Source organism: Pseudomonas floridensis, from assembly GCF_002087235.1.
In the GTDB taxonomy this organism is placed as follows: Bacteria; Pseudomonadota; Gammaproteobacteria; order Pseudomonadales; family Pseudomonadaceae; genus Aquipseudomonas; species Aquipseudomonas floridensis.
On the sequence record NZ_MUIO01000132.1, the window covers coordinates 1 to 15,120 of the forward strand.

General features: G+C 60.5%; 16 protein-coding genes. 10 read left to right on the plus strand and 6 right to left on the minus strand.

The annotated features are described in order from the left end of the window. The coding region (locus tag BZK31_RS25920) for a quinone oxidoreductase family protein (RefSeq protein ID WP_083186094.1) at positions 1–770 on the plus strand (770 nt) is incomplete at its 5' end. 24 nt (positions 771–794) lie between these two features. On the opposite strand, the gene tsaC is transcribed toward BZK31_RS25920, so the two are convergent. The 3 genes from tsaC to BZK31_RS25935 all read right to left on the minus strand — a co-directional run bounded on the left by tsaC (position 795) and on the right by BZK31_RS25935 (position 3,651). Then, the gene (tsaC, locus tag BZK31_RS25925) at positions 795–1,352 is read right to left on the minus strand and encodes an L-threonylcarbamoyladenylate synthase type 1 TsaC (RefSeq protein WP_004882479.1); all 558 of its coding nucleotides are present in this window, start codon (positions 1,350–1,352) and stop codon (positions 795–797) included. A 37-nt stretch (positions 1,353–1,389) separates the two neighbouring features. Continuing rightward, complete coding sequence (gene dprA / locus BZK31_RS25930) at positions 1,390–2,502, minus strand: DNA-processing protein DprA (RefSeq protein ID WP_083186095.1); 1,113 nt, start codon at positions 2,500–2,502, stop codon at positions 1,390–1,392. Between the two features lie 123 nt (positions 2,503–2,625). Continuing rightward, positions 2,626–3,651 carry a LysM peptidoglycan-binding domain-containing protein gene (locus tag BZK31_RS25935; RefSeq protein WP_083186096.1) on the minus strand — a complete coding sequence of 342 codons (1,026 nt, stop codon included), beginning with the start codon at positions 3,649–3,651 and terminating at the stop codon, positions 2,626–2,628. Between the two features lie 123 nt (positions 3,652–3,774). Between BZK31_RS25935 and def the strand changes: the two genes are divergently transcribed. Genes def through trkA form a run of 4 tightly spaced genes read left to right on the plus strand, consistent with a single transcriptional unit; the run spans position 3,775 to position 8,013 of the window. Then, positions 3,775–4,281, plus strand: coding sequence for a peptide deformylase (gene def, locus BZK31_RS25940; protein WP_083186097.1), 507 nt, complete (start codon positions 3,775–3,777; stop codon positions 4,279–4,281). Between the two features lie 60 nt (positions 4,282–4,341). Next, complete coding sequence (gene fmt, locus BZK31_RS25945; protein ID WP_083186105.1) at positions 4,342–5,286, plus strand: methionyl-tRNA formyltransferase; 945 nt, start codon at positions 4,342–4,344, stop codon at positions 5,284–5,286. Next, positions 5,283–6,593 (plus strand): 16S rRNA (cytosine(967)-C(5))-methyltransferase RsmB, encoded by a 1,311-nt coding sequence (gene rsmB, locus BZK31_RS25950; protein WP_083186098.1) that lies wholly within the window; start codon positions 5,283–5,285, stop codon positions 6,591–6,593. Before fmt ends, rsmB begins: the two co-directional genes overlap by 4 nt. 46 nt (positions 6,594–6,639) lie before the next feature. Next, a complete protein-coding gene (trkA, locus tag BZK31_RS25955; protein WP_083186099.1) occupies positions 6,640–8,013 on the plus strand; it encodes a Trk system potassium transporter TrkA in 1,374 nt (457 codons plus the stop codon). A 147-nt stretch (positions 8,014–8,160) separates the two neighbouring features. On the opposite strand, the gene BZK31_RS25960 is transcribed toward trkA, so the two are convergent. Beyond that, positions 8,161–9,048 carry a lysophospholipid acyltransferase gene (locus tag BZK31_RS25960; RefSeq protein ID WP_083186100.1) on the minus strand — a complete coding sequence of 296 codons (888 nt, stop codon included), beginning with the start codon at positions 9,046–9,048 and terminating at the stop codon, positions 8,161–8,163. A gap of 37 nt (positions 9,049–9,085) precedes the next feature. Continuing rightward, complete coding sequence (locus BZK31_RS25965) at positions 9,086–9,637, minus strand: DNA-3-methyladenine glycosylase I (protein ID WP_083186101.1); 552 nt, start codon at positions 9,635–9,637, stop codon at positions 9,086–9,088. Positions 9,638–9,716: 79 nt separating this feature from the next. Here BZK31_RS25965 and glyQ point away from each other — a divergent pair, with 79 nt between their 5' ends. Genes glyQ through BZK31_RS25985 form a run of 4 tightly spaced genes read left to right on the plus strand, consistent with a single transcriptional unit; the run spans position 9,717 to position 14,108 of the window. Then, positions 9,717–10,664 carry a glycine--tRNA ligase subunit alpha gene (gene glyQ, locus BZK31_RS25970; RefSeq protein ID WP_002551326.1) on the plus strand — a complete coding sequence of 316 codons (948 nt, stop codon included), beginning with the start codon at positions 9,717–9,719 and terminating at the stop codon, positions 10,662–10,664. After that, a complete protein-coding gene (glyS, locus tag BZK31_RS25975) occupies positions 10,661–12,715 on the plus strand; it encodes a glycine--tRNA ligase subunit beta (RefSeq protein ID WP_083186102.1) in 2,055 nt (684 codons plus the stop codon). Before glyQ ends, glyS begins: the two co-directional genes overlap by 4 nt. 10 nt (positions 12,716–12,725) lie before the next feature. Beyond that, entirely contained in the window at positions 12,726–13,280 is a 555-nt protein-coding gene (gene gmhB, locus BZK31_RS25980; protein WP_167378113.1) for a D-glycero-beta-D-manno-heptose 1,7-bisphosphate 7-phosphatase, read from the plus strand. A gap of 57 nt (positions 13,281–13,337) precedes the next feature. After that, on the plus strand, positions 13,338–14,108 hold the full coding sequence (locus BZK31_RS25985; RefSeq protein WP_083186103.1) for a lysophospholipid acyltransferase family protein: 771 nt from the start codon (positions 13,338–13,340) through the stop codon (positions 14,106–14,108). Between the two features lie 80 nt (positions 14,109–14,188). Here BZK31_RS25985 and BZK31_RS25990 read toward each other — a convergent pair whose 3' ends face one another. Further along, a complete protein-coding gene (locus BZK31_RS25990) occupies positions 14,189–14,572 on the minus strand; it encodes a hypothetical protein (protein WP_083186104.1) in 384 nt (127 codons plus the stop codon). On the opposite strand from BZK31_RS25990, the gene BZK31_RS25995 reads away from it, so the two are divergent. Next, complete coding sequence (locus tag BZK31_RS25995; protein WP_167378114.1) at positions 14,499–15,029, plus strand: glyoxalase superfamily protein; 531 nt, start codon at positions 14,499–14,501, stop codon at positions 15,027–15,029. The two genes, BZK31_RS25990 and BZK31_RS25995, sit on opposite strands and share 74 nt — an antisense overlap. Positions 15,030–15,120: the final 91 nt, after the last annotated feature.

Sequence of the window (15,120 nt, forward strand, 5' to 3'; positions counted from 1 at the left end):
AGGCGGTGGGTGAGGAAGTCACGCGCTTTGCCGTGGGTGACCGGGTGGCTTATGGCACCGGGCCGCTGGGCAGTTACAGCGATCTGCACACGCTGCCGGAGGCCAATCTGGTGAAGCTCGCCGACTCGATCAGTTTCGAGCAGGCGGCCGCCGTGATGCTCAAGGGCCTGACGGTTCAGTACCTGCTGCGCCAGACCTATCAGGTCAAGCCAGGCGAAACCATTCTGTTCCACGCGGCCGCTGGCGGTGTGGGTTCGCTTGCGTGTCAATGGGCCAAGGCGCTCGGCGCAAAGCTGATCGGTACGGTCAGCACGCCGGAGAAAGCGGCGCACGCCAAAGCCCTGGGTGCCTGGGAAACCATCGATTACAGCCATGAAGACGTGGCCAAACGCGTACTGGAACTGACCGATGGCCAGAAATGCCCGGTGGTCTATGACGGTGTGGGCAAGGATACCTGGCTGACGTCGCTCGATTGCGTGGCGCCACGCGGCCTGATGGTCAGCTTCGGCAACGCGTCGGGACCGGTAAGCGGGGTGAATCTGGGCATCCTGTCGCAGAAAGGCTCGCTTTACGTCACCCGCCCGACGCTGGCCAGCTACGCCAACAATGCGCAGAACCTGCAAACCATGGCCGATGAGCTGTTCGACATGCTCGCCAGCGGCAAACTGAAAGTCGGCGAGATCAGGCAATACGCCCTCGCCGACGCCGCCCAGGCGCATATCGAACTGTCCGGTCGCCGCACCACGGGGTCGACGATTCTGATCCCGTGATACCGGCAGTCGTTCGCGCCGGGGTCAGCCTGCGCGAACGACCTGGGCGGTGGCGATATCGCGAATCACACTGGGGTTTCGACGGCCGCCCAGGCTGCCGCCGAGCACCAGGTCGATCTGACCACGGAAGTATTGCTCCACGCGCAGCCTCGATTTGGCAGCCGGACGCCCCGCAGGATTGGCGGACGTCGAAATCAGCGGTCCCACCAGCGCGCACAGTTCACGCACCGTCGGGTGATCGGTGACGCGCAGGGCAACGGTCTCGTGGATCCCGGTAATCCATTCTGGCAACAGGTTCTGATGCGGCACCAGCCAGGTGTTCGGACCGGGCCAGGTACTGGCCATGCGGTCCAGCCACAGCTCGGGGAAATCCTCGAACAGGAAGTCGAACTGACGAATATTGTCAGCGATAAGAATCAGGCCTTTTTCCACCGGCCGCGACTTGATTGCCAGCAAGCGATAGACCGCCTCTTCATCCCAAGGATCGCACCCCAACCCCCACACTGCTTCGGTTGGGTAGGCAATCACCGCTCCAGCCCGAATATCACGAGCGGCTTGTTGCACACGCCAACTGCTGACCATTGCTGTCTCTCCACAGAATCCTGGCGGCAGTTTAACCTCAGGGCGCTCTGGCGAACCATCGTCCCGCTTCACTGCTTATCCGCCCGTCGAGTTCAAGTTCGGTCAGCGCTGCCAGCACCTTGGGCAACGGCCAGCCGCTGGAGGCCGACAGACCCTCGCTGGTATGAGGTGCCGCGTGCAGCAAGTCGAGCAACGGATGATCGCAGGCCGGGGCCGAGGCAGGCTTGGCCGTATCCGGTACGGTCATGTGCCAGTGCTGCAAACCTTCCAGGATGTGATCGACCGTTTCAACCAGGGTTGCGCCGTCGCGAATCAGCTGATGACACCCCTTGGCACCGGGATGATGAATCGAGCCCGGTATCGCATACACCTCGCGCCCATGCTCGGCCGCCAGACGCGCCGTGATCAGCGAGCCGCTGGCCACGCTGGCCTCGACAACCAGCACGCCCAGCGACAAGCCACTGATGATCCGGTTACGCCGCGGGAAGTTGCTGGCCTGCGGTCCGGCATCGAGCGGGAACTCGGAGATCACCGCGCCGCCCTGCGCCGCCATCTGCGCGGCGAGTGTCCGGTGCTGCTGTGGATAAAGTTTTTCGAGTCCCGTGCCCAAGACACCAATTGTCAGGCCTCCGACATCCAGCGCGCCCTGATGCGCAGCACCGTCAATTCCGCGAGCCAGACCGCTGGTGATCACAAAACCGGCACCGGCCAGGCTTCTGGCAAAGGCCGTCGCGGTGTCCAGGCCGGGCCTCGATGCGCGGCGGCTGCCGACCATTCCCAACTGCGGACGCTCCAGGATCGAGGGGTCGCCTGCAATGAACAGCAAAGGCGGCGGATCAGCAATCTGCGCCAGCAAAGCAGGGTAGCCAGGGTCGTCCCACATCAGTAAATGCTGGCCCGGACGCTCCAGCCAGGCCAGAGCGGCGCTGGCACCATCGCGCACCAAAGGGTCGCGTCGAGCCTCTGCACTGGCGGTGGGAATGCCAAGCGAACGCCAGGCGCTGGCAGGTGCCGCCAGCGCCGCAGAAGCGCTACCGAAGGCTTCGATGAGTCGCGAAAAACGTTTCAGCCCGACTTCAGGCAAGCGATGCAAGCGAAGACGCGCTTCCAGTTCCGATGGGGACGGAACGGCTTTTTCGAACAGCGGCATGAGATCGTCCTTGATCAATCGTGCACGTCAGACGGTGCACAAACCTGTGGATAACTCTGTTGACAACAATTTGATAAGTGACCGTCCCCTCGAAAAAATCTGTATCAAAACTGCAACATGGCGCTAGGGGTTACGGACCTTGTCCATAATGGCCAAAGATCGGTTGGCATGCAGGACCAAGGCGTAACTAAGCTTGTCGTAGGTACGGAATACCATCAGCAGCCCCGACCGTTCATCCGGGATTTTTACCTGCTCGCCCGTGACCCGGTCGCGCACTTGTTCACCGGTCTTGTAGATCGCCAGCACGTTGCCTTCGGTCAGCCCGTCGCGCCGCCCGCGGTTCAACGTCACGACATCCATGACGCCGACCTGAGTTACGCCGCGTGGCACATCCAGAATCAATCCTTCGACCGGCGCCTGTGGTGCGCTGGGCATGAAGGTCGAAGTGATCGCCCGTTCTTCACTGGCGAACAGGCGGTCGCCCAGTCGCACTTCCTGAGTGGAGCGCTGCAGCATCAAGGTCGATACGTCGCCTTCGGTCGCAACCACTTCGCCGCCGCCGATATCATCGGCATTGATGCCCAGCACTTCCTGGGTGTCCGGATCGGTGTAGACCTTGCCCTGACGGAAAATGCCGTACACGGTATGGGCCGGATCCAGCGTGCCACGGGCGTACACGCGGTCGCCGCTGCCGCTGAGCACACGCTCGGCATTGCCTGCGACGATGTAAGGCGCGCGCTGGAACTGTTCGGCGCTATCGACGATCCGGTTGCTGATCAGAAAGGCGTTGATCGCGCCCAGCGGGATGCTCGGAATCGCTTCGACCATCGGCGTGCTGCGCACTCGCGGCGACAGCTTGATGGTGCCGCGCGATTCGCCCCGGTTGAGGGTCACGCGTGGCTGACCGTCCACATACGAGAGCGTCAGGGTGTCGCCGGGGTAGATCAGATCGGGATCACGCACCTGCGGGTTGGCACGCCAGATTTCCCGCCACTTCCACGGCTCACGCAAAAACTTGCCGGAAATATCCCAGAGTGTGTCGCCTTTGGCGACGGTATAACTCTGCGGGTGGCCTTCCCTGAGTTGCACTTGCGCCTGGACAAGACCGCTGGCGGTCAACAGCAGCAGGGCGAGTAGTGATTTCCTCATGCGGTGAATCCCTTTATCATGTTGCCTCGCGTGAACAATAGAGTCCCATCATGGGCTGCCCGCTTTGACGTCCGAGCCCGCAGCCGACATTGACTTTACCTTAACAGTGCAGCTCTTACGTATATGGCTATTTTAAACATCCTCGAATTTCCCGATTCGCGCCTGCGCACCATCGCCAAGCCTGTGGCGATAGTAGACGACGGCATTCGCCAGTTGGTCGACGACATGTTTGAAACCATGTACGAAGCACCAGGCATCGGGCTGGCCGCGACTCAGGTCAACGTCCACAAGCGCGTGGTCGTCATGGACCTGAGCGAAGATCGCAGCGAGCCGCGTGTGTTCATCAACCCTGAAATCGAAATGCTGACCGATGAAATGGATCAGTATCAGGAAGGCTGCCTGTCGGTGCCCGGTTTCTACGAGAACGTCGACCGCCCGCAGAAGGTTCGCATCAAGGCCCTCGGTCGTGATGGCGAACCGTACGAGCTGGTGGCTGAAGGGCTGCTGGCGATCTGCATTCAGCATGAATGCGATCACCTCAACGGCAAGCTGTTCGTCGACTACCTCTCCAACCTCAAGCGTGACCGGATCAAGAAGAAGCTGGAAAAGCAGCACAAGCTCAACGCCTGATCCGTGATCACCCCAAAAGGCCTGTCGAAGGCCTTTTTCTTTTTTCAGAACGAGAAGTCCATGACTGAGCCACTGCGCATCGTCTTCGCCGGCACTCCGGAATTCGCCGCCGAACACCTCAAGGCCCTGCTCGACAGCCCCCACCGGATCGTTGCGGTCTACACCCAGCCTGATCGCCCGGCCGGTCGTGGACAAAAGCTGATGCCCAGTCCGGTCAAGCAACTGGCGCTGCAACACGACGTGCCTGTTCTGCAGCCGCCCACCTTGCGAGCGCCCGACGCTCAGGCGGAACTGGCAGCGCTCGAGCCGGACCTGATGGTGGTAGTCGCCTACGGCCTGATCCTGCCGCAGGTCGTGCTGGATATTCCACGTCTGGGTTGCATCAACAGCCATGCTTCGCTGCTGCCGCGCTGGCGCGGTGCGGCACCCATTCAGCGTGCGGTGCAAGCGGGCGATGCCGAAAGCGGCGTGACCGTGATGCGCATGGAGGCGGGTCTGGACACCGGCCCCATGCTGCTCAAGGCCATCACCCCGATTACCGCGCAAGACACCGGCGGCACGCTGCACGATCGCCTGGCCGAGCTCGGACCGCCTGCGGTCCTGAAAGCCATCGAGGGTCTGGCGGACGGTTCGCTGGTGGGTGAAGTGCAGGACGACAGCCTCGCCAACTACGCGCACAAATTGAACAAAGACGAAGCCCGCATCGACTGGACGCGGCCGGCCGATGAGCTGGAGCGCCTGGTGCGTGCCTTCAATCCCTGGCCGATCTGCCACAGCACCTTGAATGCCGAGGCGCTGAAAGTGCTGGCTGCGGATCTGGCCGAAGGGCAGGGCGCACCAGGCACCATTCTGAGCGCCAGCAAGGACGGCCTGACCGTCGCGTGCGGCGAGAACGCGCTGTGCCTGACTCGCCTGCAACTGCCGGGCGGCAAGCCATTGAGCTTCACGGATCTGTTCAACAGCCGCCGCGAGAAATTCGCCGTCGGTACGGTGCTCGGTCAATGAACCCGCGTCTGGCCGCCGCCAAGGCTCTGGCTGCCGTACTCAGCGGCAAGGCGTCGCTGAACAGTTCGCTGCCTGCGCAACTGGACAAGGTCGAGCTGCGTGATCGCGGCCTGACTCAGGACCTGGCCTTCGGCACCGCACGCTGGCAGCCGCGCCTGTCGGCACTGGCCGCCAAACTGTTGCAAAAGCCTTTCAAGGCCGCCGATGCAGATGTCGAAGCCTTGTTGCTGGTCGGTCTGTATCAGCTGTTCTACAGCCGTATTCCCGCGCATGCCGCGATTGGCGAAACGGTGGGTTGCGCCGACAAACTGAAGAAACCGTGGGCCAAAGGTCTGCTCAACGCCGTGCTGCGCAATGCTCAGCGTGAAGGCGAAGCGCTGTTGATCGAGCTGGAACACGACCCGGTCGTGCGCACGGCGCATCCGCGCTGGCTGCAAAAAGCCCTTAAAGCCGCGTGGCCGGAACACTGGGAAGCGATTTGCGCCGCCAACAACGCGCATCCGCCGATGATTCTGCGGGTCAACCGTCGCCATCATAGCCGTGACCACTACCTTGAGTTGCTCAAGACGGCCGGGCTCGAAGCCAGCGCCTGCACGTTCAGTAGGGACGGTATCGTGCTCGCCGAGCCCTGTGATGTACGCTCGCTGCCGGGCTTTGCCGAAGGCGGGATCAGTGTTCAGGATGAAGCCGCGCAACTGGCCGCCGATCTGCTCGAACTGGCGCCGGGCCAACGCGTGCTCGACGCCTGCTGTGCGCCGGGCGGCAAGACCTGCCATGTGCTGGAAGCGCAGCCGCAATTGAGCGGTGTGGTCGCCGTGGATCTGGAAGCCAAGCGCCTGGTACGCGTGCGGGAAAACCTCGACCGCCTGGGCCTGGATGCCGAACTGATCGCCGCCGATGCTCGGGATACCGCGCAATGGTGGGATGGCAAACCGTTCCAGCGCATCCTGCTCGACGCACCGTGCTCGGCAACCGGCGTCATCCGCCGTCATCCAGACATCAAGCTGACCCGCCAGCCGGACGACATTGCAGCCCTCGCCGTGCTGCAGGGTCAACTGCTGGACGCACTATGGCCTACGCTTGAAGTGGGCGGCATGCTGGTTTATGCGACGTGTTCGACACTGCCAACGGAAAACACCGAGGTGGTCGACGCTTTTCTGGCCCGCACTCCAGGGGCTCGGGAACTGGATATCGCCAGCGAAGCAGGTATCAAACAGCCGCACGGTCGCCAGTTGCTGGCTCGGCAGGGCGGTCACGACGGCTTTTACTACGCCAAACTGATCAAGATCGCGGCAGTACGGAATTGAGCATGCTGTCGGTGCGATTGCCTCTCGATTTCCATGGAGTGAACGGTTGAAAATCATCATCCTCGGTGCAGGTCAGGTCGGCGGTACGCTGGCGGAACATTTGGCGGGCGAAGCCAACGACATCACCGTGGTCGATACCGACGGCGACCGTCTTCGCAATCTGGGTGACCGGCTGGACATCCGCACCGTGCAAGGCAAGGGCTCGTACCCGGCCGTGTTGCGTCAGGCCGGGGCAGACGACGCCGACATGCTGGTGGCCGTGACCAGCAGCGATGAAGCCAATATGATTGCCTGTCAGGTGGCGTACACGCTGTTCCACACCCCGACCAAGATCGCGCGGGTGCGAGAAGCCGCCTATCTGACGCGCTCGGAGCTGTTCGACAACAGCGCCATTCCGGTGGACGTGCTGATCAGCCCGGAGCAGGTGGTCACCAATTACATCAAGCGCCTGATCGAATACCCCGGCGCTTTGCAGGTGATCGACTTCGCCGACGGCAAGGCCCAACTGGTGGCAGTCAAAGCGTACTACGGCGGGCCGCTGGTGGGTCAGCAACTGCGCCAGCTCAAGGCGCACATGCCCAACGTGGAAACTCGCGTTGCAGCGATTTTCCGCCGAGACCGGCCGATCCTGCCGCAGGGCGATACCGTCATCGAAGCCGATGACGAGGTGTTCTTCGTCGCGGCCAAGGCCGACATCCGGGCGGTGATGGGCGAGATGCGTCGTCTGGACGAAAGCTATAAACGCATCGTGATCGCTGGCGGTGGCAATATCGGTGAGCGCCTGGCGGAAGCCATCGAAAGCCGTTACCAGGTCAAGATCATCGAAATGAACCCGGCGCGCTGCCGCTACCTCTCGGAGAATCTGGACAATACGGTCGTGCTGCAAGGCAGCTCATCGGATCGCGACCTGCTGATCGAAGAGAACATTGGCAATACCGACCTGTTCCTGGCGCTGACCAACGACGACGAAGCCAACATCATGTCGTCACTGCTGGCCAAACGGCTGGGCGCACGCAAGGTGATGACCCTGATCAACAACTCGGCATATGTGGATCTGGTGCAGGGCGGGGAAATCGACGTCGCCGTCAGCCCGCAACTGGCAACCATCGGCACACTGCTCGCTCACGTGCGGCGCGGCGATATCGTCAGCGTCCACTCCCTGCGCCGGGGTGCGGCTGAAGCCATTGAAATCATCGCGCATGGCGACTCGAAATCCAGCAAGGTCATCGGGCGCGCCATCAGGGACATCAACCTGCCGACCGGCACTATGATCGGCGCGATCATCCGCAACGAAGAAGTGTTCATTGCCCACGACATCACTGTGATCGAGTCAGGCGATCAAGTGATCATGTTTCTTGTGGATAAAAAGTACATTCGCGACGTGGAGCGGCTGTTTCAGGTGGGCTTGAGCTTCTTCTGATTGTGCAGCCCGGTCGACGCATGTGCTGCCAAGCGTCTGTCGCTGCATTCCATTCCTGCACTGGAGCACGGGGGAAGATCAGCGTCAGTGCGAACGCTGATCTTCCGATGCTCTGCGCACAAGCAAGCTCTGCTAGGAGCAGCCGGATCAATACCAGCGCTTTTCGCCCTCGGGGCGTTTCTTGAAGCGCTTCATGGTCCACATGTACTGGCTTGGATAAGCGCGTACATACTTCTCGACCACTTTGCTCATCGCTGCCGCCGAGGTTTCAGTGTCGGTGCTGTACATGGCTTCCGGCGCCGCTTCGAGCACGACCTTATAACCTGAGCCGTCCGGCAAGCGCATAGCGTGCAGGAACACGCCGACTGCCTTGCCACCCGCGAGCATGTTCGGCACGAACTTGCTGGTCAGCGCCACGGTGCCGCAGAAGGGCACGAAAATGCCAGCGGACTCTGCGGGCTCCGGATCCGCCGGAATTCCCACCGAGCCGCCTTTGCGCACTTCCTTGATGACGCTGAGGATGCCTTCCTTGGTGGACGCGGCCACACGGTTGCCCAGTTGCACTCGCTGTTTGCGCAGCAGGTCATCGACCGCCTTTAGCTTCGGCGGGCGATAGAAAATGATCGGTTTGCACTGGCTGCAATAGAAGTGGTTGAGCACTTCCCAGTTGCCCAGGTGACTGGTGATGCCGACCACACCCTTGCCGGAGGCCAGCGCGTCCTTGAGCACGTCGAGGCCTTCGACCTCACGCACCAGATCGATCGATTTCTGTGCAGGCCAGATCCAGGCGCAGGCGCTTTCGGTCAGCGTCTTGCCAATGTCCATGAGGCTTCTGCCTACGAGCTTTTCGAGCTCAGGCTCGCTCAGTTCGGGAAAACACTTGGACAGGTTGATCCGCGCCACTTCGCGCGAACGGTTGGGCAGTTTCCACATCAGCCAACCGATGGCGGTGCCGACCCATTGCACGGCGCGCCAGGGCAGCAGGGCAAACAGGCGTAACGCCCCGACCATCATGGCGCCTTTAAACTTTTCCACAGATCACTCCCAGATTCTCGAGGCAGGCATTGTACCGTCAGCGGCTCAGGATCGCGTATCGATCACAATCAACGGTGTGATCCATGACCATCCCGCTGGCTTGCATGTAGGCGTAACAAATGGTCGGACCGACAAAGGTGAAGCCGGCTTTCTTCAGGGCCTTGCTCATCGCTTCGGCCTCGGCGGTGATCGCAGGCACTTCGCTGCGGTCCTTGAAGTGGTTGATCTTCGGCTGGTTGCCGACAAACGACCAGAGCAGGCCGACCGGATCCTGCAGCGCCAGCCAGGCCCTGGCGTTAGTGCGCACGGCCTTGAGCTTGAGACGATTGCGGATGATCGTCGGATCGAGCATCAACGCATCAATCTCAGCGTCGGTCAGTTGCGCCAGACGTTCGGGGTCGAAACCGAACAGCACCTCGCGATAACGGGCGCGTCGTTTGAGAATCGTGATCCAGGAAAGGCCGGCCTGGAACCCTTCGAGCAAAAGCAACTCGAAGAGCTTCTGCGCATCGCGCAGCGGCACGCCCCACTCCTGATCGTGATAAGCGATGTAAAGGGGGTCTTCGTTGCACCAAAAGCAGCGTGTCATAGGGCTCCCAAGAGTGGACGTGCAGCCGAATCGGGTATACTCCCGCTCTTTGAATCGCAGCCCAGCACAGGTGAAATTTGTGAGCCAGCCTACGCCAGCCGTGCGTACCTTCCAAGACTTGATCCTCGCCCTCCAGCAATACTGGGCAGAACAAGGTTGCGTGGTACTTCAGCCCTACGATATGGAAGTAGGCGCCGGCACCTTCCACACCGCCACGTTTCTGCGCGCCGTAGGCCCGGAGACCTGGAATGCCGCCTACGTTCAGCCAAGCCGCCGTCCTACCGACGGCCGTTATGGTGAAAACCCCAACCGCCTGCAACACTACTATCAGTTTCAGGTGATCCTGAAGCCAAACCCGGACAACTTCCAGGAACTGTACCTGGGCTCGCTCAAGCACATCGGTCTCGATCCATTGGTACACGATGTGCGTTTCGTCGAGGACAACTGGGAATCGCCAACGCTGGGCGCCTGGGGCCTGGGTTGGGAGATCTGGCTCAACGGCATGGAAGTGTCGCAGTTCACTTACTTCCAGCAGGTCGGCGGTCTGGAGTGCTACCCGGTCACCGGCGAGATCACTTACGGCCTCGAGCGTCTGGCCATGTACCAGCAGGGCGTGGACTCGGTCTACGATCTGGTCTGGGCCGACGGTCCGTTCGGCAAAGTGACTTACGGCGACGTGTTCCACCAGAACGAGGTGGAGCAGTCGACCTACAACTTCGAACATGCCAACGTCGACAAACTGTTCGAGCTGTTCGATTTCTACGAAAGCGAAGCCGCGCGCCTGATCGAACTCGAGCTGCCATTGCCGGGTTACGAGATGGTCCTCAAGGCCTCGCACACCTTCAACCTGCTAGATGCCCGCCGCGCGATTTCCGTGACAGCGCGTCAGCAATACATCCTGCGCGTGCGCACCCTGGCTCGCTCGGTCGCCCAAGCCTATCTGCAGGCCCGGGCCAGGCTCGGCTTCCCGATGGCGCCGCCCGATCTACGCGACGAAGTGTTGGCTAAGCTGGAGGCTGCACAATGAGTGCTCAAGATTTTCTGGTCGAACTGGGCACCGAAGAACTGCCACCCAAGACCCTGAGTTCGCTGGCCGACGCCTTCATGGCCGGTATTGAAAAAGGCCTGCAGTCTGCCGGCCTGACCTACAGCGCCAAGCAGGTCTACGCCGCACCACGTCGTCTGGCGGTGCTGATCACCGAGCTGTCTACCCAGCAGCCGGATCGCAGCGTCAACCTGGACGGCCCGCCTCGTCAGGCGGCGTTCGACGCTGACGGCAACCCGACTCAGGCCGCGCTGGGCTTCGCCAAGAAGTGCGGCGTCGACCTGAGCGAAATCGACCAGAGCGGTCCGAAGCTGCGTTACAGCCAGAACATCATCGGCAAGCCGACCCTGTCGCTGCTACCGACCATCGTCGAAGACTCGCTGAACGACCTGCCGATCGCCAAGCGCATGCGCTGGGGGGCTCGCAAGGAAGAGTTCGTGCGTCCAACCCAGTGGCTGGTGATGCTGTTCGGTGATCAGGTCGTCGATTGCACGATCCTGGCCCAGACCGCAGGCCGTCATTCCCGCGGCCACCGCTTCCATCACCCGCAAGACGTGCGTATTTCTTCGCCTGCCGGTTACCTGAGCGATCTGCGTGCCGCCAATGTACTGGCCGATTTCAACGAACGTCGCCAGATCATCAGCAAGCGTGTCGAAGAGCTGGCCACCCAGCAGGAAGGCAGTGCGATCGTTCCGCCAGGCCTGCTGGACGAAGTGACCGGCCTGGTCGAGTGGCCAGTGCCGCTGGTGTGCTCGTTCGAGGAGCGTTTCCTTGAGGTGCCTCAGGAAGCACTGATCACCACCATGCAGGACAACCAGAAGTATTTCTGCCTGCTGGACGCTGACGGCAAGCTGCTGCCGCGCTTCATCACGGTGGCGAACATCGAGAGCAAGGATCCTGCGCAGATCATCGCCGGTAACGAGAAGGTGGTTCGCCCACGCCTGACCGACGCTGAATTCTTCTTCAAGCAGGACAAGAAGCAGAAGCTGGAAACCTTCAACGAGCGTTTGAAGAACGTCGTGTTCCAGGCCCAGTTGGGCAGCGTTTACGACAAAGCCGAGCGTGTGTCAAAACTGGCTGCCTACATCGCGCCACGCATCGGCGGCGACGCCCAGCGTGCGGCGCGTGCCGGTCTGCTGTCCAAGTGCGACCTGTCGACCGAGATGGTCGGCGAGTTCCCGGAGATGCAAGGCGTGGCCGGTTATTACTACGCCAAGGCTGACGGCGAAGCCGAAGACGTTGCACTGGCGCTCACCGAGCAGTACATGCCACGCGGCGCGGGTGCCGAACTGCCTTCTACCCTGACCGGTGCGGCGGTCGCGATCGCTGACAAACTCGACACGCTGGTGGGTATCTTCGGTATCGGCATGCTGCCGACCGGCAGCAAGGATCCCTATGCGCTGCGTCGTGCGGCGTTGGGTATTTTGCGCATCCTGATCGAGAAGAAGCTGGACCTGGACCTGATCGAAACCGTGAAATTCGCGGTCACTCAGTTCGGTGCCAAGGTCAAATCGGCCGGTCTGGCGGACCAGGTACTGGAGTTCATCTTTGATCGTCTGCGCGCACGTTACGAAGACGAAGGCGTGGACGTGGCGGTGTATCTGTCGGTTCGTGCATTGCAGCCTGGTTCCGCGCTGGACTTCGATCAGCGTGTGCAGGCCGTTCAGGCGTTCCGCAAGCTGCCACAGGCCGCTGCACTGGCCGCGGTCAACAAACGCGTCTCGAACCTGTTGAGCAAGGCCGAGGGCAAGATCGCCCAGACTGTCGAGCCCAAGTACTTCGACAACGCCAACGAGTTCTCGCTGTATTCAGCGATCCAGCAAGCAGACCACGCCGTGCAGCCGATGGCTGCCGAGCGTCAGTACAGCGAATCGCTGGCGCGTCTGGCCAGTCTGCGTGAGCCGGTCGATGCGTTCTTCGAGGCCGTGATGGTCAACGCCGAAGACGCCAATGTACGTGCCAACCGCTATGCGTTGCTGGCCCGTCTGCGCGGTCTGTTCCTCGGCGTCGCCGATATCTCGCTGCTGGGCTGAAAAGGAATCGATGTTGAAACTGCTGATACTGGATCGGGACGGGGTGATCAATCATGACTCCGACGCTTATATAAAGTCGGTGGAGGAGTGGATTCCGATTCCCGGTTCGATCGAAGCTATCGCAGCGCTCAGCAAGGCCGGCTGGACGGTGGCGGTTGCCACCAACCAGTCCGGCATTGCCAGAGGTTATTACGACCTGGCCACTCTGGACGCCATGCATGCGCACTTGCGCACGCTGGTGGCGGAGCAGGGTGGCGAGGTCGGTTTGATCGTCTATTGCCCGCACGGGCCAGACGAAGGCTGTGACTGCCGCAAGCCGCGGCCCGGTATGTTGCAGACCATCGCCCGACATTACGCAATGGACCTGAAGGGTCTATGGTTTGTGGGCGACAGCAAAGGTGACCTGCAAGCCGCTTTGGCCGTCGATTCTCAGCCTGTTCTGGTGAAGACCGGCAAAGGTCAGAAGACTCTGGCCGGTGACGTGCCGATCGGCACGCTTGTTTTTGACGATCTGGCGGCGGTTGCCGCAGAACTTATCCACAATAGCGTTTCGCTGAACAGCTAGTACGCTCGGTTCGGGACGCTCAAGGAGCGGGCACCTGCCCGTACGGTAAACGTAACTATGTCGATCATGCAGGCAATCAGGACTTTCTTCTTTTACCTGTTGCTGGGCACCAGCTCGTTGCTGTGGTGCACGTTGAGCTTTTTCATTGCGCCGTTCATGCCGTTCAAGGCTCGCTATCGATTCATCAACGTCTACTGGTGTCGCTGTGCAATATGGCTGACCCGGGTTTTCCTCGATATCAAAGTTGAGGTGACCGGTGCCGAGAACGTGCCACAAACCCCTTGCGTGATCATCTCCAATCACCAGAGCACCTGGGAGACGTTCTTCCTGTCGGCCTACTTCGAGCCCATGAGCCAAGTGCTCAAGCGCGAGCTGCTGTATGTACCGTTCTTCGGCTGGGCGATGGCCATGCTTCGCCCGATCGCCATCGATCGCGACAACCCCAAGGCAGCGCTGAGGGAAATCGCCAAGAAGGGCGACGAACTGCTGAAGGATGGGGTCTGGGTTCTGATCTTCCCTGAAGGCACTCGCGTCCCTTATGGCCAGGTAGGCAAGTTCTCTCGTGGCGGCACGGCATTGGCAGTGAACGCTGACCTGCCGGTGTTGCCGGTAGCCCACAACGCCGGCAAGTACTGGCCGAAAGAAGGCTGGGCGAAAAAGCCCGGGACCATTCAGGTGGTGATCGGCGCGCCGATGTACGCCGAGGGTACTGGACCACGCGCAATCGCTGCACTGAATGAGCGCGTGCAGACCTGGAATGAAGAAACTCAGCGTGCACTGGGCTCCCCGGCTGCACCGGTATCGAGCGGAGAAAAAGTCCCGGCATGATTTTGTGGATAACCTGTGTACCATTTTTTAGAAAACACAAAAAATCACGCGTAACTTATTGATCAGGCTATTTATTTCTTTCAGCCATTAACAGACCCGAAACGTGCATAAGTTTTGCTGATACTAAAAACCGACCTGTTTGAGGTCGGTTTTTTATTGCCTGTGAAATGACGATTTTCATCAAAAGCAGACGCCATGCGTTGCTGTACACCTTCACCGGCTTTCGCCTCGAATAACGCCTGTGTACTATCAAACATCAGGCCGATGCTGCCTGCCGCTCGCTCCGTATGGAAAGGTGAAAGCATTGCTTCTCCCAACTCAATCGCATCCTTCATGACCGGTCGAGGTTTGGCAACGCGAGCACCAACATGACTCGACGCGGGAGGAATGATGTCGTCAATCGAAAACGCTAAGCAAATGGCCAAGAGGCTGCGAGCCTTGCTTGAAGCACGTGGGAAGTCCATGTCGCACTCCGAAGCACTTGAACTGGTCGCCGCGCAACTGGGCCACAAAGACTGGAACACTGCATCCGCACTATTGCCTCATGAGACAACTCCGTCGGCCATTGCCTTCAAAAGCCCGATCCCGATCCTGCGCATGTTCGACGAAGCCAAGGCTCGTGAGTTCTACCTGGACTTTCTAGGCTTCAGCGTTGAGTTCGAGCATCGCTTCGAGGCTGACTTGCCTTTGTACCTGGGGATCATCAGAGATGGGTTGAGGCTGCATCTTTCCGAACACCACGGCGACAGCAGCCCAGGCTCGACAGTATTTGTGCCGATGCAAAACATTGAATGGCTGCGCGATGAGTTGCAGGCCAAGCGTTATGGCTACGGTAGACCGGATATCGTGGAGCAGGGGTGGGGCAAAGTGCTGGAGGTTTTTGACCCGTTTGGCAATCGGATTCGTTTTTGTGAGAGTTGACGCGTTGTGCTTGATTGGGGTCTTCAAAACGTCTGATTGAGCCGCATAACGCGTTAACAAAAAACCCGGCATCGCCGTAATGCTGTTCACT

Excerpts from the sequence above, each read along its gene's own strand:
- glyS (WP_083186102.1), top strand. The coding sequence starts at position 10,661 with ATGAGTGCTCAAGATTTTCTGGTCGAACTGGGCACCGAAGAACTGCCA.
- fmt (WP_083186105.1), top strand. The coding sequence starts at position 4,342 with ATGACTGAGCCACTGCGCATCGTCTTCGCCGGCACTCCGGAATTCGCC.
- dprA (WP_083186095.1), bottom strand. The coding sequence starts at position 2,502 with ATGCCGCTGTTCGAAAAAGCCGTTCCGTCCCCATCGGAACTGGAAGCG.
- BZK31_RS25995 (WP_167378114.1), top strand. The coding sequence starts at position 14,499 with ATGTCGTCAATCGAAAACGCTAAGCAAATGGCCAAGAGGCTGCGAGCC.
- def (WP_083186097.1), top strand. The coding sequence starts at position 3,775 with ATGGCTATTTTAAACATCCTCGAATTTCCCGATTCGCGCCTGCGCACC.
- gmhB (WP_167378113.1), top strand. The coding sequence starts at position 12,726 with ATGTTGAAACTGCTGATACTGGATCGGGACGGGGTGATCAATCATGAC.
- BZK31_RS25990 (WP_083186104.1), bottom strand. The coding sequence starts at position 14,572 with ATGGACTTCCCACGTGCTTCAAGCAAGGCTCGCAGCCTCTTGGCCATT.
- BZK31_RS25965 (WP_083186101.1), bottom strand. The coding sequence starts at position 9,637 with ATGACACGCTGCTTTTGGTGCAACGAAGACCCCCTTTACATCGCTTAT.
- tsaC (WP_004882479.1), bottom strand. The coding sequence starts at position 1,352 with ATGGTCAGCAGTTGGCGTGTGCAACAAGCCGCTCGTGATATTCGGGCT.
- rsmB (WP_083186098.1), top strand. The coding sequence starts at position 5,283 with ATGAACCCGCGTCTGGCCGCCGCCAAGGCTCTGGCTGCCGTACTCAGC.
- BZK31_RS25985 (WP_083186103.1), top strand. The coding sequence starts at position 13,338 with ATGTCGATCATGCAGGCAATCAGGACTTTCTTCTTTTACCTGTTGCTG.
- BZK31_RS25935 (WP_083186096.1), bottom strand. The coding sequence starts at position 3,651 with ATGAGGAAATCACTACTCGCCCTGCTGCTGTTGACCGCCAGCGGTCTT.